We start from the raw sequence: 18,195 nt of genomic DNA, 5'->3' as shown, positions 1-18,195 counted from the left end.
GCTGGCGCGGCGCGCTCAGGGCTGCGGCTGGCGGGTCAGGAGCATGGCGTCGCCGTAGCTGAAGAAGCGGTAGCGCTGCGCCACCGCGTGGCGGTAGGCGGCGCGGATGGGCTCCACGCCGGCCAGCGCCGAGACCAGCATCAGCAGCGTCGACTTGGGCAGGTGGAAGTTGGTGATGAGCGCGTCGACCACGCGGAAACGGTAGCCGGGCGTGATGAAGATGTCGGTGTCGCCCCGGCCCGCGGCCAGCGTGCCGTCGGCCGCGCCGGCCGATTCCAGCGCGCGCAGCGAGGTGGTGCCGACCGCGATCACGCGCCCGCCGGCGGCGCGGGTCTCGCGCACGGCCCGGGCCAGGTCTGCGGAGATCTCGTACCACTCGGCGTGCATCTTGTGCTCGGCCAGGTTCTCGGTGCGCACCGGCTGGAAGGTGCCGGCGCCCACGTGCAGGGTCAGGAAGCCGCGCCGCACGCCGAGCGCGTCGAGCCGCGCGAACAGCGCTTCGTCGAAATGCAGGCCGGCGGTGGGCGCGGCCACCGCGCCGGGCGCGCGCGCGTAGACGGTCTGGTAGCGCGTCTCGTCGTAGGCGTCCGGGTCGTGGGTGATGTAGGGCGGCAGCGGCAGGCGGCCGTGCTGCTCGATCAGGTCCAGCGCCGGCGCGGGGAAGCGCAGCGTGAAGAACTGGTCCACGCGCGGGCCCACGGTGACGTCGAAGGCATCCGCGAGGCGCAGCCGGCTGCCCTCGGGCGGGGTCTTGGACGCGCGCACCTGGGCCAGCACGGTATGCGTGTCCAGCACGCGCTCGACCAGCACCTCGACCTTGCCGCCGCTGCCCTTGTGGCCAAAGAAGCGCGCCTTGATCACGCGCGTGTCGTTGAACACCAGCAGGTCCGACGGGCGCAGGTAGTCCACCACGTCGGCGAAACCGCGGTCCGCCATGCGCGTGGCGCCGGTCTGCGCGTCGGTTTCCACCACCAGCAGCCGGCTGGCGCCGCGGTCGGGCAGGGCGGTCTGCGCGATCAGTTCGGGCGGCAGCGGGAAATCGAAATCGGACAACGTCAGCGTCATGGGGGCAAAAGCGGGCAAAAACGGCGGCGGGCCGCGCAGTGGCGCGGCCGGCATAGGTACAATCGGCGAATCCGATATTGTAAGGCTTGGGGCGGCAGCGCCGCCCGGGCGCGCATGATATCGCCTATTTGCCGGCCGGTTGCGGCGCCTTGCGCGCCCGACGCCGCCGGCGCCAACCCGGACCGGCCTGCCGCCGCCTTCCTTTCGCCACCCCCAAGCCCGCCCGATGCCAGGAACCGCTCCCGACCCGACCCAGGAAACCACCGACAGCCCCGCGCCCGCCGCGGGCAAGCCGGGGCGGCCGGGCAAGGCCGGGGCGGCCAAGGGCGCGGCCGGCAAGCCGTCCTCGGCGATGGCGCGCCTGCACAAGCTCGGCCTGCGGCGCGACGTCGACCTCGTGCTGCACCTGCCGATGCGCTACGAGGACGAGACCACGCTGCTGCCGATCGCCCAGGCGATCCGGCGCGCCGGGCTGGGCCTGACGGCGCAGGTCGAGGGCGTGGTCACGTCCAACGAGGTCACGTTCCGCCCGCGCCGCCAGATGGTGGTGAAGATCGCCGACGACAGCGGCGAGCTGACGCTGCGCTTCCTCAATTTCTACGGCAACCAGGCCCAGCAGATGGCCGAAGGCGCCAGCCTGCGCGTGCGCGGCGAGGTGCGCGGCGGTTTCTTCGGCGCCGAGATGGTCCATCCCACGGTGCGCGCGGTGGCGCCCGGCGAGGCGCTGCCGGACCGCCTCACGCCGGTCTACCCGAGCACCGCCGGCATCCCGCAGGCCTACCTGCGCAAGGCCATCGGCGGCGCGCTGGGGCGCACGCCGCTGCCCGAGACGCTGCCGCAGCCGGTGCTGCAGGGCCCGCTGGCGCCGCTCAGGCTGCGGCCGCTGCCGGAATGCCTGCGCCTGCTGCACGCGCCACCGCAGGAGGTGGACGAGCACGCGCTGACTGAGCGCTCGCACCCGGCCTGGCAGCGCATCAAGTTCGACGAGCTGCTGGCCCAGCAGCTTTCGCTCAAGCGCTCGCAGGCCGCGCGCCGCGACAAGAGCGCGCCGCCCATGCCGCGCCGCGCCGGCGGCCTGCTCGGCGCCTTCCTCGACGCGCTGCCGTTCCGGCTCACCGGCGCGCAGCAGCGCGTGGTGGAGGAGATCGCCGCCGACATGGGCGCGCCGCACCCGATGCACCGCCTGCTGCAGGGCGACGTCGGCAGCGGCAAGACCATCGTCGCCGCGCTGGCCGCCTGCCAGGCCATCGACGCCGGCTACCAGGCCGCGCTGATGGCGCCCACCGAGATCCTGGCCGAGCAGCACTTCCGCAAGCTCTCGGCGTGGCTGGAGCCGCTCGGCGTGACGGTGGTGTGGCTGGCCGGCAGCCTCAAGGCGCGCGCCAAGCGCGAGGCCGCGGCGCGGGTGGAGTCGGGCGAGGCCCGGCTGGTCATCGGCACCCACGCGCTGATCCAGGACAGCGTGAAGTTCGCCCGGCTGGGCCTGTCGGTGGTGGACGAGCAGCACCGCTTCGGCGTGGCCCAGCGCCTGGCGCTGCGCGGCAAGGCCGAGGCGGACGCCGGCGAGGCCGCGCCGCCCGCGCGCGCCGAGACCGTGCCGCACCAGTTGATGATGTCGGCCACGCCGATCCCGCGCACGCTGGCCATGACCTACTACGCCGATCTCGACGTCTCCGTGATCGACGAGCTGCCGCCCGGGCGCAGCCCGGTGGTGACGCGGCTGGTCAACGACGCGCGCCGCGACGAGGTGATCGAGCGCGTGCACCACGCCGCCGCCGACGGCCGCCAGATCTACTGGGTTTGCCCGCTGATCGAGGAAAGCGAGGCGCTGCAGCTGCAGACCGCGGTGGAAACCTACGAAACCCTGGTGGCGGCGCTGCCCGAGCTCAAGGTGGGCCTCGTGCACGGCCGCCTGCCGCCGGCCGAGAAGGCCGCGGTGATGGGCGACTTCATCGCCAACCGCCTGCAGGTGCTGGTCGCCACCACGGTGATCGAGGTCGGCGTGGACGTGCCCAATGCCTCGCTGATGGTGATCGAGCATGCCGAGCGCTTCGGCCTGGCCCAGCTGCACCAGCTGCGCGGCCGGGTCGGGCGCGGCAGCGCCGAGTCGGTCTGCCTGCTGATGTACCAGGCGCCGCTGTCGCCCACCGCGAAGGAGCGCCTGGCCACCATGCGCGAGACCACCGACGGCTTCGAGATCGCCCGGCGCGACCTGCAGATCCGCGGCCCCGGCGAATTCCTCGGCGCGCGCCAGTCCGGCGAGGCGATGCTGCGCTTCGCCGACCTGGAAACCGACGCCTGGCTGGTCGACTACGCCCAGGAAGCCGCCGAGCTGATGCTGGCGCATTACCCCGAGGCGGTGGACGCGCACCTGCTGCGCTGGCTCGGCGGGCGCGAGCATTTCCTCAAGGCCTGACCCCGGGGCCCGGGGCGTCCGGCGGCACCGAAGACGACCAATGGTCACATATGACGGCGTTGGGGCGGCCATGAAGCACCGCATGCGCCGCATCGACGGCGACCTCTGACAGAACCGTGATTCGAAGGTAAAATCTATCGCATAACGGGAATTGATAAGTCATGACGCTCACCGAACTCAAGTACATCGTCGCCGTGGCGCGCGAGCGCCATTTCGGCCGGGCCGCCGAAGCCTGCTTCGTGTCGCAGCCGACCCTGTCGGTTGCCATCAAGAAGCTGGAAGACGAGCTCAATGTGCAGATTTTCGAGCGCGGCACCTCCGAGGTGTCGGTGACGCCGATCGGCGAGCAGATCGTGGCGCAGGCCCAGCGCGTGCTGGAGCAGACGATGGCCATCCGCGAGATCGCCAAGCAGGGCAAGGATCCGCTGGCCGGGCCGCTGCGCCTGGGGGTGATCTACACCATCGGGCCCTACCTGCTGCCCTCGCTGGTCAAGGAGATGATCCAGACCGTGCCGCAGATGCCGCTGATGCTGCAGGAGAACTACACGGTCAAGCTGATCGAACTGCTCAAGCAGGGCGAGATCGACTGCGCCATCATGGCCGAGCCGTTCGCCGACTCCGGCCTCACGGTGCAGCCGCTCTACGACGAGCCCTTCGTGGTGGCGGTGCCGCGCGGCCACCAGCTCGAGAAGGCCAGCCACGTCGATCCCGACGAGCTCAAGCAGCAGACCATGCTGCTGCTGGGCAGCGGCCACTGCTTCCGCGACCAGGTGCTGGGCGTGTGCCCGGAACTGTCGCGCTTCTCGCAGGCCGCCGACGGCATCCAGAAGACCTTCGAAGGCTCCTCGCTGGAAACCATCCGCCACATGGTGGCCAGCGGCGTCGGCATCACGGTGCTGCCGCGCACCTCGGTGCCCGATCTCAAGCCGAACAAGAACGACCTGCTGGCCTACGTGCCGTTCACCGACCCGGTGCCCGACCGGCGCGTGGTGCTGGCCTGGCGCAAGAGCTTCACCCGCCTGCCGGCGATGGAAGCGCTGCGCCGCGCGGTGGCCGCGTGCGACCTGCCCGGCGTGAGCAAGCTGGCCGCCAAGGAACTGGCCGAGGCCGCCTGAGCGGGGCCCTGCATTGCCTGTTCCGGGACGGACTTCCCGCCCGTCCCGCCGCGCTCTCCCGTCCCCCGTTTTCCGCCGATTTTTTGCTGATTTTTTGCCGATTCCGCGGCTCCGCCCGGAGGACATAGGTGACGTCTATTTCATAGTTAGAAATTATTGAATTTCAAATTCAATAGATTGTCCGTAGACTGCCTCCATCGACACATTGCGTGCCGATCATCCAGGAGAGCCACAGATGAACAGCATCGAATCCACCGACCGGGGCAACCTCCTGCGCACGCTGGCGGGCGCGGTGGCCGATTGCCTTGCCTGTTACGCCCGGGTGTACTGAAATTACCCGGCGGCTTGCCAAACCGGCTCCCCCAGCCAGAACTTCCCGATCACCCACAAAAAGAGGTCATGATGAGCAAGGACAAGGACATTCTCACCACCGGCGCGGGCGCGCCGGTCGCCGACAACCAGAATTCCCAGACCGCCGGCCCGCGCGGCCCCATGCTGCTGCAGGACGTGTGGTTCCTCGAAAAGCTCGCTCACTTCGACCGCGAGGTGATTCCCGAGCGGCGCGTGCACGCCAAGGGCTCCGGCGCCCACGGCACCTTCACCGTCACGCATGACATCAGCAAGTACAGCAAGGCCTCGGTGTTCGGCCAGGTCGGCAAGCAGACGCCGATCTTCATGCGCTTCTCCACCGTGGCCGGCGAGCGCGGCGCGGCCGATGCCGAGCGCGACGTGCGCGGCTTCTCGATCAAGTTCTACACCGACGAAGGCAACTGGGACGTGGTCGGCAACAACACGCCGGTGTTCTTCGTGCGCGACCCGCTCAAGTTCCCCGACTTCATCCACACCCAGAAGCGCAACCCGCGCACCAACCTGCGCGACGCCGTCGCCGTGTGGGATTTCTGGTCGCGCCATCCCGAGTCGCTGCACCAGGTCACCATCCTGATGAGCGACCGCGGCCTGCCGCAGAACTACCGCCAGATCCACGGCTTCGGCTCGCACACGTATTCGCTCATCAACGCGGCCAACGAGCGCTTCTGGGTCAAGTTCCACTTCAAGTCGGCGCAGGGCATCGCCAACTGGACCAACGAGGAAGCCGCCAAGGTGGTGGCAGGCGACCGCGAGAGCGCCCAGCGCGACCTGTTCGAGAATATCGAGAAAGGCAACTTCCCGCGCTGGAACGTGCGCGTGCAGATCATGCCCGAGGCCGAGGCGGCCAGGTACCACATCAACCCGTTCGACCTCACCAAGGTGTGGCCGCACAAGGACTACCCGCTGATCGACGTGGGCGTGCTGGAGCTCAACCGCAACCCGGACAACTACTTCGCCGAGGTCGAGCAGGTGGCGATGAACCCGGCCAACGTGGTGCCCGGCATCGGCTTCTCGCCCGACAAGATGCTGCAGGGCCGGCTGTTCTCGTATGGCGACACGCAGCGCTACCGCCTGGGCGTGAACCACAACCAGATCCCGGTGAACGCGCCCAAGGTGCCGGTGCCCAACAGCTACCACCGCGACGGCGCGATGCGGGTGGACGGCAACCAGGGCGGCAAGCTGAACTACGAGCCCAACCGCCTGGGCGCCTACGCCGCCAGCGAGCGCGCCGCGGAACCGCCGCTGGCGCTGGACGGGCAGGCCGCCGACCACTGGGACCACCGCGTCGACGGCGACTACTACAGCCAGCCCGGCGCGCTGTTCCGCCTGTTCGACGAGGCGCAGCGCCAGCGCCTGTACGCGAACATCGCGGCGGCCATGCAGGGCGTGCCCGAAGACATCGTGCGCGTGCAGATCGAGCACTTCACCAAGGCCGACCCGGCCTACGGCGAGGGCGTCAAGCGCGCGCTCAACCTGAAGTAACCGAAGTCACACCCCGACCCGTGCCGGCGCCCCGGGGGGGCGCCGGCCGGACGGCAACGCAAGGAGAACCATCATGGCCATGATCGACCTGTTCGTCAGCGAGTTGCAGCAACTGCGCCACGACGCGCACGACCGCGCCCGCCATGCCGATGCGGCGCGCCTGCAGCGCAAGCTGTGGCGCAAGGAAATCGGCATGGCGGTGATCGCGCTGGGCGCCGCCGCGATGTTCCTGGATGCCGCGCGGACTTTCACCGGCGGTTTGTCCGTCTTCGGTGGGTGATGCCATAATGTGCGGGTTGTGCCGCGTCTGAGTCGCGCGGCAGTTTTCGTGGCCACCCCCAGATCTGGAGCGTACCTATCATGGCAAAGAAAAATGAGATGAGCGTCAACATCGGTATTTCCGACAAAGAACGCAAGAAGATCGCAGAAGGTCTCTCGAAGCTGCTGGCGGATACCTACACGCTCTATCTCAAGACCCACAACTTCCACTGGAACGTCACGGGTCCGATGTTCAACACGCTGCACCTGATGTTCGAGACCCAGTACAACGAGCTGGCGCTGGCGGTGGACTCCATCGCCGAGCGCATCCGCGCGCTGGGCTACCCGGCGCCGGGCACCTACAAGGAATACGCCCGCCTGTCGTCGATCGCCGAGGAAGAGGGCGTGCCCGAAGCCACCGAGATGATCCGCAAGCTGGTCGAAGGCCAGGAAGCCGTGGTGCGCACCGCGCGCTCGCTGTTCCCGGTGATCGACGCCGCCGGCGACGAACCCTCGGCCGACCTGCTGACCCAGCGCATGCAGACGCACGAAAAGACCGCGTGGATGCTGCGCTCGATGCTGGCCTGAGTTGCCGGTCGGCGCCTTCCGGCGCCGCTGACGGGGGCGCCGGAAGGCCGGCCGCCCCTCCGCCGACTGCCGGCGGGCGTCAATCGCGTGTCACGCGCCTGTCATCCGGGCGCGTTCCCCGCGCCGCCTGACCGCCTGACCGCCTGACCATCAGCCGCCTCGCGCGCCGCGCCTCGACCGGGCCGCGGCGCGTTTTTCGTTCAACGTCCCAGCTTTTCCGTCCGCCCTCCGCATCGCGGACCCCTGCCATGCTCGAACGTCTCGCCCTGTACGCGCGCCTGGTGCGCATCGACAAGCCCATCGGCACGCTGCTGCTGCTGTGGCCCACGCTGTGGGCGCTGTGGATGGCCGCCGGCGGGCCGCCCGCGTGGGGCCTGTTCTGGATCTTCTTCGCCGGCACCTTCCTGATGCGCTCGGCCGGCTGCGCCATGAACGACTGGGCCGACCGCGACTTCGACAAGCACGTCAAGCGCACGAAGGAACGCCCGCTCACGGCCGGCAAGATCGCCGCGTGGGAAGCCATCGCGGTGGCGGCGGTGCTGGCGCTGCTGGCCTTCGTGCTGATCCTGCCGCTCAACGCGCTGACCAGATGGCTGGCGGTGGCGGCGGCTATCATCGCGGCCACCTATCCGTTCTTCAAGCGCTTCTTCGCCATTCCGCAGGCCTATCTCGGCATCGCCTTCGGCTTCGGCATCCCGATGGCCTTCGCCGCCGTGCGCGGCGAGGTGCCCGCGGTGGCGTGGATCATGCTGCTGGCCAACGTGTTCTGGGCGGTGGCCTACGACACCGCCTACGCGATGGTCGACCGCGACGACGACCTGCTGATCGGCATGAAGACCTCGGCCATCACCTTCGGCCGCTTCGACGTGGCGGCCATCATGCTGTGCTACGCCGCCTTCCTCGGCCTGATGGCGTGGGCCGGCGCCCGGCTCGGGCTGGGCTGGCCCTACTGGGCCGGGCTGGCGGCCGCGGCCGTCTGCGTGGCCTATCACTACACGCTGATCCGCGGCCGCGACCGCATGCAATGCTTCGCCGCGTTCCGCCACAACAACTGGCTCGGCGCGTTCGTGTTCGCGGGGACGGCGGCGGCCTACGCGCTGCGCTGATTCCTGGGGAGGACACCTTGCCTGGGCCCGCCCGCGCGGTGCTGGCCCATCCGCCGGCTTCGGCTGGTGCCCTGGAATCGCGGGTTTGCGCCGCGTCTTCCTGCGCTTTGCTTTCCCGGCTCAGTCCTTGCCGAATTCCGCGCCCATCTCCGCCGCGCGCGCGGCGGCCGCGTGCATGGCTTTCACGAAAGCGTCACCGATGCCCGAGGCCTGCATCGACGTCAGCGCCGCGTAAGTGGTGCCGCCCTTCGACGTCACGCGCTCGCGCAGCACGCTGACCGGCTCCGCCGACTGCGCGGCCAGCGCCGCGGCGCCGCGAAAGGTCTCCACCGCCAGCGCGCGTCCCTGCGCGGCGCTCAGGCCGAGTTCGGCGGCGGCCTTTTCCATCGCCTCGACAAAGTAGAAGACATAGGCCGGGCCGCTGCCGGAGATCGCGGTGACGGCGTCGATCTGCGCGTCGCCTTCCACCCATTCGCACTTGCCGACCGCTTCGGCCAGCGCGCCGGCGATCGCGCGGTCGCGCTCGCCGAGGCCGGGCGCGGCGGCCAGGCCCGTCATGCCGATGCCGGCCAGCGCCGGGGTGTTGGGCATGGCGCGCACCAGGCGCGCGTGGCCGCCGAACCAGCGCTGCATGTCGGACAGGCGGATGCCGGCGGCCACGCTGACGATCAGGTTGTCGGCGAGATACGGCGCCAGCGACGCGGCGGCGTCGCGGAACTGCTGCGGCTTGACCGCCAGCACCAGCACGTCGCTGGCGCCGAAGGCGGCGTCGGGCGCGGCGGCGGCATGCACGCCGTGGTCGCGCCGCAGGCGCGCCCGGGCGTCCTCGAACGGGTCGACCACGCGGATCGAGGTGGCGGGCACGCCGCGGGCGATCAGGCCGCCGATCAGGGCGGTGGCCATGTTGCCGCCGCCGAGGAAGCCGAAGGTGAGGGTGTCGAGCATCGCTTGTCTTTGTCTCTGGCTGGAATTCGGAAAGGGGCCGCCGGCGGGCGGGTGGCAATCAGCCGTGCGTGGCGCTGGCCTGGGGCGCGCGGCCGTGGTCGCGGCCGCCGAAGATCGCGGTGCCGATGCGCACCAGGGTGGCGCCTTCGGCGATGGCGGCCTCCATGTCCGCGGACATGCCCATCGACAGCGTGTCCACGTCCAGGCCCTGCGCGCGCAGGGTTTCGAGCAGCGCGCGCATGGCCGCGAACGGCCGGCGCTGCGCGGCGGCATCGGCGGCCGGCTCGGGAATCGCCATCAGCCCGCGCAGCCGCAGCCCGGGCAGCGCCGCCACGGCGCGCGCCAGCGCGGGCACTTCCGCCGGGGTCACGCCGCTCTTGCTGGCTTCGCCGCTGATATTGACCTGGAGGCAGACCTGCAGCGGCGGCAGTCCCGCCGGGCGCTGCGCCGACAGCCGCTCGGCGATGCGCAGGCGGTCCACCGCGTGGACCCAGTCGAAGCGCTCGGCCACCACGCGCGTCTTGTTGCTTTGCAGGGGGCCGATGAAATGCCAGCTGATGGCATCGCGCAGGTCGGCCAGTTGCCCGATCTTGTCGGCGCCTTCCTGCACGTAGTTTTCGCCGAAGGCGCGCTGGCCGGCGTCGAAGGCGGCCCGCACGGCATCCGCCGGGAAGGTCTTGGAAACCGCCAGCAGGGTGACGTCGGCGGCCACCCGTCCGGCCTGTTGTGCGGCTGCCGCGATGCGCCGGTGCACGGCTTGCAAGTTGGCGACGATTACAGACATAATCCGGCGAACATATCAAGAAGTACAACAAAGTACGACAAAAAAGGGTGGGGTCATTATAGATGGACATCGCGCAGCTATTGGCTTTCGCCGTCAAGAACAAGGCGTCCGATCTTCATCTGTCCGCGGACATGCCGCCGATGGTCCGCATCCACGGCGACATGCGCCGCATCAACGTGGCCGCGATGGCGCACAAGGACGTCCACGCCATGGTGTACGACATCATGAGCGACACCCAGCGCAAACAGTATGAAGAACGCCTGGAGATCGACTTCTCGTTCGAGATCGCCGGGCTTTCGCGCTTCCGCGTCAACGCATTCAACACGCAGCGCGGCGCGGCCGCGGTGTTCCGGACCATTCCCTCCAAGGTGCTGACGCTGGAAGACCTGCGCGCGCCGGCGGTGTTCGCCGACCTGTGCATGAAGCCGCGCGGCCTGGTGCTGGTGACGGGGCCCACCGGCTCGGGCAAGTCGACCACGCTGGCGGCGATGGTGGATCACCGCAACGACCACGACATGGGCCACATCCTGACCGTGGAAGACCCGATCGAGTTCGTGCACACCTCGAAGAAGAGCCTGATCAACCAGCGCGAGCTGGGGCCGCACACGCATTCGTTCGCCAACGCGCTGCGCTCGGCGCTGCGCGAGGACCCCGACGTGGTGCTGGTGGGCGAGCTGCGCGACCTGGAAACCATCCGCCTGGCGCTGACCGCCGCGGAAACCGGCCACCTGGTGTTCGCCACGCTGCACACCAGCTCGGCGGCCAAGACCATCGACCGGATCGTCGACGTGTTCCCGCCCGAGGAAAAGGACATGGTGCGCACCATGCTGTCCGAATCGCTCGAGGCGGTGATCTCGCAGACGCTGCTCAAGACGCGCGACGGCAACGGCCGCACCGCGGCGCATGAGATCATGATCGCCACGCCGGCCATCCGCCACCTGATCCGCGAGAACAAGATCGCGCAGATGTACTCGATGATGCAGACCAGCAGCGGCATGGGCATGCAGACGCTGGACCAGTGCCTGTCGGACCTGATCAAGCGCGGGCTGATCGGCTACACCGACGCGCGCGCCATCGCCAAGAACCCAGACTCCTTCACGGGCTGAGGCGCGGCCGCGCCGCCGATCCCACACCCGACCGCCGTACCCGAAACAGGTAACTGCCATGCTGGACCGCGAATCCGCCGCCAAGTACATCAACGACCTGCTCGAGCTGATGGTGAACAACCGCGGCTCGGACCTGTTCATCACCGCCGAATTCCCGCCCGCGATCAAGGTCGACGGCAAGATCACGCCGGTCTCGCAGCAGCCGCTGATTCCAGCGCAGGCGCTCGACCTGGTGCATTCCATCATGAATGAGCGCCAGATCGCGGAGTTCGACCACAGCCACGAATGCAACTTCGCGATCTCGGTGCAGGGCGCCGGGCGCTTCCGCGTCTCCGCCTTCATCCAGCAGGGCAAGGCCGGCATGGTGGTGCGGACCATCAACACGCGCATCCCGTCGGTCGACGAGCTCGACCTGCCGCCGACGCTGCACGACATCGTGATGGCCAAGCGCGGCCTGGTGATCGTCACCGGCGCCACCGGCTCGGGCAAGTCCACCTCGCTGGCGGCCATGCTCGACCACCGCAACGCGCATTCCTACGGGCACATCATCACCATCGAGGACCCGATCGAATACGTGCACGCGCACCAGAACTGCATCGTCACGCAGCGCGAGGTGGGCATCGACACCGAGTCCTGGCACATCGCGCTGAAGAACACGCTGCGCCAGGCGCCCGACGTGATCCTGATCGGCGAAATCCGCGACCGCGAGACCATGGAATACGCGATGCAGTACGCCGAGACCGGCCACCTGTGCCTGGCCACGCTGCACGCCAACAACGCCAACCAGGCCATCGACCGCATCGTCAACTTCTTCCCCGAGGAAAAGCGCCAGCAACTGCTGATCGACCTGTCGCTCAACCTCAAGGCGATGATTTCGCAGCGGCTGCTGCCGCGCAAGGGGCAGAAGGGCCGCGTGCCGGCGGTGGAGATCATGATCGGCACGCCGCTGGTGGCCGACCTGATCTTCAAGGGCGAGATCCACGCGCTCAAGGAAGTCATCAAGAAATCGCGCGAGCAGGGCATGGTGTCGTTCGACCAGGCGCTGTTCGACCTCTACGAGTCCGGCAAGATCAGCTATGAAGACGCGCTGAAGAACGCCGACTCGCTCAACGACCTGCGCCTGATGATCAAGCTGCATGGTTCGCGCGACCGCGAGAGCGATCTCGGCGCCGGCACCGAGCACCTCAACGTCATCTGAAGCCGGCGCGCCGCGCGGGCCAACCAAGGAGTGCCGCCATGAGCAACGTCTACCAGTTCGAAGCCAGTTCGCTTGCCGGCGATGCGGTGCCGCTGTCGCGCTTCGCCGGCAAGGTGCTGCTGGTCGTCAACACCGCCAGCGAATGCGGTTTCACGCCGCAGTACGCGGGCCTGCAGGCGCTGCAGGAGCAATACGGCGCGGGCGGCCTGGAAGTGCTGGGTTTCCCGTGCAACCAGTTCGGCAAGCAGGAGCCCGGCGACGCCGCGCAGATCGGCCAGTTCTGCGAGGCGCGCTTCCACGTCACCTTCCCGATGTTCGCCAAGATCGACGTCAACGGCGCCAACGCGCATCCGCTGTACCGCTGGCTGACCTCGGAGAAGCCCGGCGTGCTCGGCATCGAGGCGATCAAGTGGAATTTCACCAAGTTCCTGCTGCGCCGCGACGGCACGGTGTTCAAGCGCTACGCGCCGACCACCAAGCCCGAGGACATCAAGGCCGACATCGAGACGCTGCTGGCCGAGCCGGCGTAAGCCGCATCGCCGGCACCATCGACGCTACGCGCGCGCGGGGTTGTCGCCGCCCGCGCCGCTGGCCTGCACCGCGCGCAGGAAGCCGTTGAGCGAGCGGTCCGGCGTTTCGTGGAAGCGGTCGTCGAGCATGATGATGCTGCGGCAGCGGTCCAGGCGGAAGCTGCGGTAGTCGGTGCGCGTGGTGCACCACGCCGCCAGCAGCCAGTTGTTGCCCCAGAAGAACAGGCCGAGCGGCTGCACCACGCGGTCGGTGGCGCGCTGCTGCGCGTCGGTATAGTCCAGGCGCAGCAGGCGCTGGGCGTTCATGGCGCCGTGCACCACGTCGAAGGCGTCGCGCACCTGGGGATGGTTGACGAACTCGGGCGCGAACACGCGGCTTTGCTGCGCCGCGAGGCGCCGCGCCGGCGGCAGCGCGGCCACCAGCTTCTCCAGCGCGGGATCGGCCGCGGCGGCCAGCGCGCCGCCGCCCCAGGCCTTGAGCAGGCGCAGCCCGGCCACCAGTGCCTCGACTTCCAGGGCGGTGAACATCAGCGGGGGAACGTCGTAGTCCGCGCGCAGCCGGTAGCCGATGCCCGCCTCGCCCTCGACCGGCACGCCCGACAGCGACAGCGCCTGGATGTCCCGGTACACCGTGCGCTCGGACACGCCGAGCCGCTGCGCCAGCAGCGCCGCCGTGGTCAGGCGGCGCCCGCGCAGCACCTGGACGATCTGGAAAAGGCGGTCGGCGCGGCGGCTCATCGGACTCGGTTCATGTCTCGGGCGGAAAGGTTGGCAATGGCGCGCCTGTTGGCGGCGCTTCCGGCCGGCCTGTTCAGCCGGCCAGCGGCTGGTGCAGGCCGATGCGGTTGCCTTCGGTATCGATGATATGCGCGATGTGGCCGATGTCGCCAGGCAGCTGCAGCGGGCCGAACACGGTCTTGCCGCCCGCGGCCTGCGCGCGCGCCAGCAGCGCCACCAGCCCCGGCGCGTGCAGGTAGGGCACGCAGCCGTCGGCCGAGGGCCGGAATGACTCGCCCGCCACCAGCGCGCCGCCGGGCTCCATGTTGTCGAATATCGCCATGTCCATCTGCTCCATCATTTCGCGCTTGAGGCGGGTCTGGAATACCTGCTCGTAGAAACGGATGGCGCGCGGCATGTCGGCGACGGGGATTTCAAGCCAGTTGATCAGTCCACTCATGATGACCTCCTTGCGGTCGGGTTGGAGAGGCCGATCATGCGCGGGGGCTCCTGACAACGTGCTGTCAGCAGCGATTTGTGCGGCCGCCGCCGCCCTGTGCGCGACCGCGCTCAGCGCGGCATCCATGCCGCCAGCACCGGCACCATCACCGCCGTCAGCACGCCGTTCAGGCCCATGCCGAGCGCGGCGAAGGCGCCCGCTTCCTGGTTGACCTGGAACGCGCGCGCGGTGCCGATGCCGTGCGCCGCCAGCCCGGTGGCGAAGCCGCGCACGGTGTAGTCGGTGATGCGCAGCAGGTTCAGCAGCCGCGTCGCGCTGACCGCGCCGATGATGCCGGTCAGCATCACCAGCACCGCGGTGAGCGAGGGCAGCCCGCCGATCTTCTCGGCCACGCCCATCGCGATCGGGATGGTGACCGACTTGGGCGCGAGCGAGCGGATCGTCTCCGGCGACGCGCCCAGCAGCCAGGCGATGCCCACCGCCGAGACCACCGCCACCAGCGAGCCCGCCAGCAGCCCGCCCAGCAGCGGCAGCACGTGGCGGCGCAGCTTGGGCAGCTGCAGGTAGAGCGGCACCGCCAGCGCCACCGTGGCCGGCCCGAGCAGGAAGTGCACGAACTGCGCGCCGTCGAAGTAGGTTTTGTACGGCGTGCCGGTCACGGTCAGCAGCGTGACCAGGATCGCCACCGCGATCATCACCGGGTTGGCCAGCGGCGAGAAGCGCGCGCGCTCGTAGATGCGGAACGCGAACACGTAGGCCAGCAGCGTGGCGGTCAGGCCCAGCAGCGGGCTGGCCGCCAGGTAGACCCAGATCTCGTTGAGGCGCGGCGTCATCATGCGCGCTCTCCGTTGCCGCCGTGCGCGCGGCGCATCAGCGCGCGCGCCACCAGCGCGGTGGTGGCGATGGCCAGCCAGGTCGACAGCACCAGCGCCACCACGATCGGCAGCCACTCGCCGCCGATGCGGTGCGCATGCACCATGATGCCGACGCCGGCCGGCACGAACAGCAGCGACAGGTGCTTGAGCAGCTCGGAGGTGGTGCCCTGGATCACCGGCAGGATGCGGTCGTCGATGGCGAGCCAGCAGAACAGCAGGATCATGCCGATCACCGGGCCGGGCACGGGCAGGCTCAGGGCATAGCTGAGGGCTTCCCCGACGGACTGGAAGACGAGGAGGATGGCGAAGGTCTGGAGCATGGCGAAGGGCACGCCGGAGCGTGCGGATCTGGGGCAGCCGCATGGTAACCCGGCGCGGCCTTGCCGGCGGGCCGCGCCGGCAAGGCCGCAAGCGCCCGGGTGGTCATAGCCGGCCCGCCGCGCGGCGGGCCGCGGGCTAGATGGAGTCCTGCGGCCGCGAGGCCTCGCTCACGCTCCAGACGGTATCGAAGAGGCCGCGCTGCATGGTGGCGAACTCCTCGCTCTCGATGATCAGCCCGTAGTTCTCGTGGCGCGACGAGATCAGCGACACGCGGTTGTCGAAGATGAAGGTGGTCATCGATATCTCCATCTCCGGCGGCGCGTAGCGCAGCTCGCGGCGCTCGGCGCGGCTCGTGGGCCAGATCGGCTGGATGTCGCGATGGCGCGAGCGGATGACCTTGAGCTCGATGCCGCGCTGCACACGCTCGTTCAGGAAGCGCTCCACCTCGCCCAGGCCGGGCGTCTGCTCCAGCTCGTGCATCGACAGGTAGCCGCGCAGCACCCTGGGCGCGCCCGTCAGCGTCAGCGATTCCCACAGGACCGTGCGGATGCCTTCCTCGCCTTCGAAGAAGCGGATCTGCGGCTTGCCCTTGATGCGGTTGTAGACCGATCGCATCTGCGGCACCAGCGCCTCGATCGCCTGCAGCCGCGCCTTGCCGCGCTCGAGCAGCTTGCGCGGATCTTCCGCCACCACGATGCGCTTGCCGTCGCGGTCAGCGATCGTCACCAGGCCCTCTTCCTCGAGCCGCTGCAGCGCATGGTACGCGGTCGTGCGGACCATGCCGGCCCGCGCCGCCACCTCGGCGATGGTCGCCTCGCCGAGCTCGGCGGCGGCCATGTAAAGGTTGAACAACGATTTCGTGATGCCCAGTTGGGCGAGTTCAGCTTCCACCGCGGCGGACTCCACATCGGGTCGAGAGATACCGCAGTGTAGCCGAGTGTCGAAATCCATCGACAAGCCCACCTTGTGATGTGTCCATATCCTTCGACAGATCGCCGGAATTTTGCACCATTTGGTGGCTTGCGCACCAAGATGGATCCTGATAAATTCGCTTTTAGTGCCGATATTTGTGCGTAAATATACTAATAAGCGTTGATATTGCCGTCTGCGATGGCACGGCAATTGCTAACGTACCAATGTGTCGAAAGTGTTCGACAGATTTTCAGGAAATAGAGAAACGGAGCCAGACAGATGTCAGCAGAAGCCATCATCAGCCACGATTCGTCAGCGGAGCTGACGCGCAAGGAGGAGCGGCAGATCGTCGCCGCCTCGACGCTGGGCACGCTCTTCGAGTGGTACGACTTTTTCATCTATGGCTCGCTCGCCGTCTTCATGAGCCGCGTGCTGTTCCCGGCCGACAATCCGACCGTATCGCTGCTGGCCGCGCTCGGCGCGCTGGCGGTCGGCTTCGTCATCCGGCCGCTCGGCTCGATCTTCTTCGGCTACCTCGGCGACAAGCTCGGGCGCAAGTACACGTTCCTGATGACCGTGGTCATGATGGGCGGCTCGACCGTGCTGATCGGGCTGCTGCCGTCCTACGAGAGCGCCGGGCACCTGTCGTGGATCCTGCTTCTGGCGCTGCGCGTGGTGCAGGGCCTGGCGGTCGGCGGGGAATACGGCGGCGCGGTCATCTACGTCTCCGAGCACTGCGTGCCGAAGCGGCGGGGCCTGCTGACCGGCTGGATCCAGATCACGTCGTCGGCCGGCCTGATCCTCTCGCTGCTCGTCATCATGGCGACGCAGGCGTCGATGAGCACCGAGGCGTTCCGCGCCTGGGGCTGGCGCGTGCCGTTCCTGCTGTCGCTGGTCATGCTGGTGATCTCGGTGTACGTGCGCGCCAGGCTCCACGAGTCGCCGGTGTTCGCGCGCATGAAGCGCGAGCGCCGCCTCTCGCCCAATCCGTTCAAGGAGACCTTCGGCCAGTGGCGCAACCTGAAGCTCGTCGTGCTCGCGCTGCTGGGCGTGACCGCGGGCCAGGGCGCCACCTATTTCACGGGCCAGTTCTACGTGATGATCTTCCTGCAGCAGGCCGTGCTGATCGACCAGGAGAGCGCATACCGGCTCGTCGCGCTGGGCTTCCTGATCGGCGCGCCCAGCTTCGTGCTGATGAGCTGGCTGTCCGACCGGATCGGGCGCAAGTGGATCATGGTCGCCGGCCTGCTGCTCGCCGCGCTGTCCTATCACGCGATGTTCGGCGCGCTGATGCGGGCCGGGAATCCCGCGCTGGTCCACGCCACCGAGGCGGCTCCCGTGCAGCTGCACGTCGACAACGCGCACGGCCAGTGCGACTTCAGCCTCCAGGCCGCGCTGATCGGCACCCACCCCGACCACCGCAAGCTGTGCGTCCAGGTGAAGAAATACCTGGTCGCGCGCGGCGTCAGCTTCACGTTCGCGCCGGCCGTCGCCGGCCAGGAGGTGGCGCTCGGCATCGGCGCATCCCCGCTGATCCCCGGCTTCGACAAGGCGGCCTATGCCAGGGCGCTTGCCGCGGCGGGCTATCCGGCCAGCGCCGACCCTGCGCAGATCGACAGCGCCATGATCGTGTTCATCCTCGTGCTGATGACCGCGATGGTGGCGATGGTCTACGGCCCGGTGGCGGCCTATCTGGTCGAGCTGTTTCCGGCGCGCATCCGCTACACGGCGCTGTCGTTCCCGTATCACATCGGCGCCGGGATCTTCGGCGGCATCCTGCCGTTCGTCGCCACCTTCCTGTCCCAGTCGACCGGCAACGTCTTCGGCGGCCTGATGTATCCGGTCGTCATCACCGGCGTCGTCGGCGTGATCGGCGCGGCCCTGCTTCCCAACCTCCGCGCCACCGCCATCGACCCGGATCTCGAACACTGAACCACACACCGGCAAT

General features: G+C 68.9%; 18 protein-coding genes. 10 read left to right on the top strand and 8 right to left on the bottom strand.

From position 1 onward, the window contains the following. Positions 1 to 15: 15 nt before the first annotated feature. Positions 16 to 1,065, bottom strand: a complete 1,050-nt coding sequence (gene queA, locus ACWTPI_RS16695; protein WP_454732199.1) for a tRNA preQ1(34) S-adenosylmethionine ribosyltransferase-isomerase QueA — start codon at positions 1,063 to 1,065, stop codon at positions 16 to 18. Positions 1,066 to 1,291: 226 nt separating this feature from the next. Here queA and recG point away from each other — a divergent pair, with 226 nt between their 5' ends. From recG to ubiA, 6 genes are all read left to right on the top strand, one after another. Continuing rightward, complete coding sequence (gene recG / locus ACWTPI_RS16690) at positions 1,292 to 3,481, top strand: ATP-dependent DNA helicase RecG (RefSeq protein WP_454732198.1); 2,190 nt, start codon at positions 1,292 to 1,294, stop codon at positions 3,479 to 3,481. A 161-nt stretch (positions 3,482 to 3,642) separates the two neighbouring features. Further along, positions 3,643 to 4,596, top strand: coding sequence for a LysR substrate-binding domain-containing protein (locus tag ACWTPI_RS16685; protein WP_020204146.1), 954 nt, complete (start codon positions 3,643 to 3,645; stop codon positions 4,594 to 4,596). A gap of 402 nt (positions 4,597 to 4,998) precedes the next feature. Beyond that, the gene (locus tag ACWTPI_RS16680; protein ID WP_020204147.1) at positions 4,999 to 6,447 is read left to right on the top strand and encodes a catalase; all 1,449 of its coding nucleotides are present in this window, start codon (positions 4,999 to 5,001) and stop codon (positions 6,445 to 6,447) included. Between the two features lie 73 nt (positions 6,448 to 6,520). After that, positions 6,521 to 6,727, top strand: a complete 207-nt coding sequence (locus ACWTPI_RS16675; protein WP_454732197.1) for a hypothetical protein — start codon at positions 6,521 to 6,523, stop codon at positions 6,725 to 6,727. Between the two features lie 80 nt (positions 6,728 to 6,807). Then, the gene (locus tag ACWTPI_RS16670) at positions 6,808 to 7,293 is read left to right on the top strand and encodes a Dps family protein (RefSeq protein WP_029043847.1); all 486 of its coding nucleotides are present in this window, start codon (positions 6,808 to 6,810) and stop codon (positions 7,291 to 7,293) included. 248 nt (positions 7,294 to 7,541) lie between these two features. Then, positions 7,542 to 8,399, top strand: a complete 858-nt coding sequence (gene ubiA, locus ACWTPI_RS16665; protein WP_454732196.1) for a 4-hydroxybenzoate octaprenyltransferase — start codon at positions 7,542 to 7,544, stop codon at positions 8,397 to 8,399. A gap of 120 nt (positions 8,400 to 8,519) precedes the next feature. Here ubiA and proC read toward each other — a convergent pair whose 3' ends face one another. After that, positions 8,520 to 9,344, bottom strand: coding sequence for a pyrroline-5-carboxylate reductase (gene proC / locus ACWTPI_RS16660; RefSeq protein ID WP_059413526.1), 825 nt, complete (start codon positions 9,342 to 9,344; stop codon positions 8,520 to 8,522). A 58-nt stretch (positions 9,345 to 9,402) separates the two neighbouring features. After that, complete coding sequence (locus tag ACWTPI_RS16655) at positions 9,403 to 10,128, bottom strand: YggS family pyridoxal phosphate-dependent enzyme (protein ID WP_454732195.1); 726 nt, start codon at positions 10,126 to 10,128, stop codon at positions 9,403 to 9,405. Positions 10,129 to 10,190: 62 nt separating this feature from the next. Between ACWTPI_RS16655 and ACWTPI_RS16650 the strand changes: the two genes are divergently transcribed. Genes ACWTPI_RS16650 through ACWTPI_RS16640 form a run of 3 tightly spaced genes read left to right on the top strand, consistent with a single transcriptional unit; the run spans position 10,191 to position 12,962 of the window. Continuing rightward, entirely contained in the window at positions 10,191 to 11,234 is a 1,044-nt protein-coding gene (locus tag ACWTPI_RS16650; RefSeq protein WP_020204153.1) for a type IV pilus twitching motility protein PilT, read from the top strand. Positions 11,235 to 11,292: 58 nt separating this feature from the next. Beyond that, entirely contained in the window at positions 11,293 to 12,432 is a 1,140-nt protein-coding gene (locus tag ACWTPI_RS16645) for a PilT/PilU family type 4a pilus ATPase (RefSeq protein WP_059413529.1), read from the top strand. Between the two features lie 38 nt (positions 12,433 to 12,470). Next, positions 12,471 to 12,962 (top strand): glutathione peroxidase, encoded by a 492-nt coding sequence (locus ACWTPI_RS16640; RefSeq protein WP_020204155.1) that lies wholly within the window; start codon positions 12,471 to 12,473, stop codon positions 12,960 to 12,962. A gap of 24 nt (positions 12,963 to 12,986) precedes the next feature. On the opposite strand, the gene ACWTPI_RS16635 is transcribed toward ACWTPI_RS16640, so the two are convergent. The 5 genes from ACWTPI_RS16635 to ACWTPI_RS16615 all read right to left on the bottom strand — a co-directional run bounded on the left by ACWTPI_RS16635 (position 12,987) and on the right by ACWTPI_RS16615 (position 16,226). Beyond that, positions 12,987 to 13,700, bottom strand: a complete 714-nt coding sequence (locus ACWTPI_RS16635; RefSeq protein ID WP_020204156.1) for a helix-turn-helix transcriptional regulator — start codon at positions 13,698 to 13,700, stop codon at positions 12,987 to 12,989. Between the two features lie 73 nt (positions 13,701 to 13,773). After that, the gene (locus ACWTPI_RS16630) at positions 13,774 to 14,139 is read right to left on the bottom strand and encodes a VOC family protein (RefSeq protein ID WP_020204157.1); all 366 of its coding nucleotides are present in this window, start codon (positions 14,137 to 14,139) and stop codon (positions 13,774 to 13,776) included. A gap of 110 nt (positions 14,140 to 14,249) precedes the next feature. Continuing rightward, on the bottom strand, positions 14,250 to 14,975 hold the full coding sequence (locus tag ACWTPI_RS16625) for an LrgB family protein (RefSeq protein ID WP_020204158.1): 726 nt from the start codon (positions 14,973 to 14,975) through the stop codon (positions 14,250 to 14,252). Further along, entirely contained in the window at positions 14,972 to 15,334 is a 363-nt protein-coding gene (locus ACWTPI_RS16620; RefSeq protein WP_020423849.1) for a CidA/LrgA family protein, read from the bottom strand. Before ACWTPI_RS16620 ends, ACWTPI_RS16625 begins: the two co-directional genes overlap by 4 nt. A gap of 136 nt (positions 15,335 to 15,470) precedes the next feature. Continuing rightward, positions 15,471 to 16,226 carry a TrmB family transcriptional regulator gene (locus tag ACWTPI_RS16615; protein ID WP_454732194.1) on the bottom strand — a complete coding sequence of 252 codons (756 nt, stop codon included), beginning with the start codon at positions 16,224 to 16,226 and terminating at the stop codon, positions 15,471 to 15,473. 300 nt (positions 16,227 to 16,526) lie between these two features. Between ACWTPI_RS16615 and ACWTPI_RS16610 the strand changes: the two genes are divergently transcribed. Next, positions 16,527 to 18,179, top strand: coding sequence for an MFS transporter (locus ACWTPI_RS16610; protein ID WP_020204161.1), 1,653 nt, complete (start codon positions 16,527 to 16,529; stop codon positions 18,177 to 18,179). Positions 18,180 to 18,195 lie beyond the last annotated feature (16 nt).

This window comes from Cupriavidus ulmosensis, assembly GCF_977008105.1.
Note: the sequence above shows the minus strand (reverse complement) of the source record. Positions and strands in the feature narration are given on the sequence as shown.

What these genes read in the sequence shown, in the direction of transcription:
- ACWTPI_RS16650 (WP_020204153.1), top strand. Translation starts at nt 10,191, where the DNA reads ATGGACATCGCGCAGCTATTGGCTTTCGCCGTCAAGAACAAGGCGTCC.
- ACWTPI_RS16670 (WP_029043847.1), top strand. Translation starts at nt 6,808, where the DNA reads ATGGCAAAGAAAAATGAGATGAGCGTCAACATCGGTATTTCCGACAAA.
- ubiA (WP_454732196.1), top strand. Translation starts at nt 7,542, where the DNA reads ATGCTCGAACGTCTCGCCCTGTACGCGCGCCTGGTGCGCATCGACAAG.
- ACWTPI_RS16610 (WP_020204161.1), top strand. Translation starts at nt 16,527, where the DNA reads ATGTCAGCAGAAGCCATCATCAGCCACGATTCGTCAGCGGAGCTGACG.
- ACWTPI_RS16625 (WP_020204158.1), bottom strand. Translation starts at nt 14,975, where the DNA reads ATGATGACGCCGCGCCTCAACGAGATCTGGGTCTACCTGGCGGCCAGC.
- queA (WP_454732199.1), bottom strand. Translation starts at nt 1,065, where the DNA reads ATGACGCTGACGTTGTCCGATTTCGATTTCCCGCTGCCGCCCGAACTG.
- ACWTPI_RS16685 (WP_020204146.1), top strand. Translation starts at nt 3,643, where the DNA reads ATGACGCTCACCGAACTCAAGTACATCGTCGCCGTGGCGCGCGAGCGC.
- ACWTPI_RS16675 (WP_454732197.1), top strand. Translation starts at nt 6,521, where the DNA reads ATGGCCATGATCGACCTGTTCGTCAGCGAGTTGCAGCAACTGCGCCAC.
- proC (WP_059413526.1), bottom strand. Translation starts at nt 9,344, where the DNA reads ATGCTCGACACCCTCACCTTCGGCTTCCTCGGCGGCGGCAACATGGCC.
- ACWTPI_RS16680 (WP_020204147.1), top strand. Translation starts at nt 4,999, where the DNA reads ATGAGCAAGGACAAGGACATTCTCACCACCGGCGCGGGCGCGCCGGTC.
- recG (WP_454732198.1), top strand. Translation starts at nt 1,292, where the DNA reads ATGCCAGGAACCGCTCCCGACCCGACCCAGGAAACCACCGACAGCCCC.
- ACWTPI_RS16620 (WP_020423849.1), bottom strand. Translation starts at nt 15,334, where the DNA reads ATGCTCCAGACCTTCGCCATCCTCCTCGTCTTCCAGTCCGTCGGGGAA.
- ACWTPI_RS16645 (WP_059413529.1), top strand. Translation starts at nt 11,293, where the DNA reads ATGCTGGACCGCGAATCCGCCGCCAAGTACATCAACGACCTGCTCGAG.
- ACWTPI_RS16630 (WP_020204157.1), bottom strand. Translation starts at nt 14,139, where the DNA reads ATGAGTGGACTGATCAACTGGCTTGAAATCCCCGTCGCCGACATGCCG.
- ACWTPI_RS16640 (WP_020204155.1), top strand. Translation starts at nt 12,471, where the DNA reads ATGAGCAACGTCTACCAGTTCGAAGCCAGTTCGCTTGCCGGCGATGCG.
- ACWTPI_RS16655 (WP_454732195.1), bottom strand. Translation starts at nt 10,128, where the DNA reads ATGTCTGTAATCGTCGCCAACTTGCAAGCCGTGCACCGGCGCATCGCG.
- ACWTPI_RS16635 (WP_020204156.1), bottom strand. Translation starts at nt 13,700, where the DNA reads ATGAGCCGCCGCGCCGACCGCCTTTTCCAGATCGTCCAGGTGCTGCGC.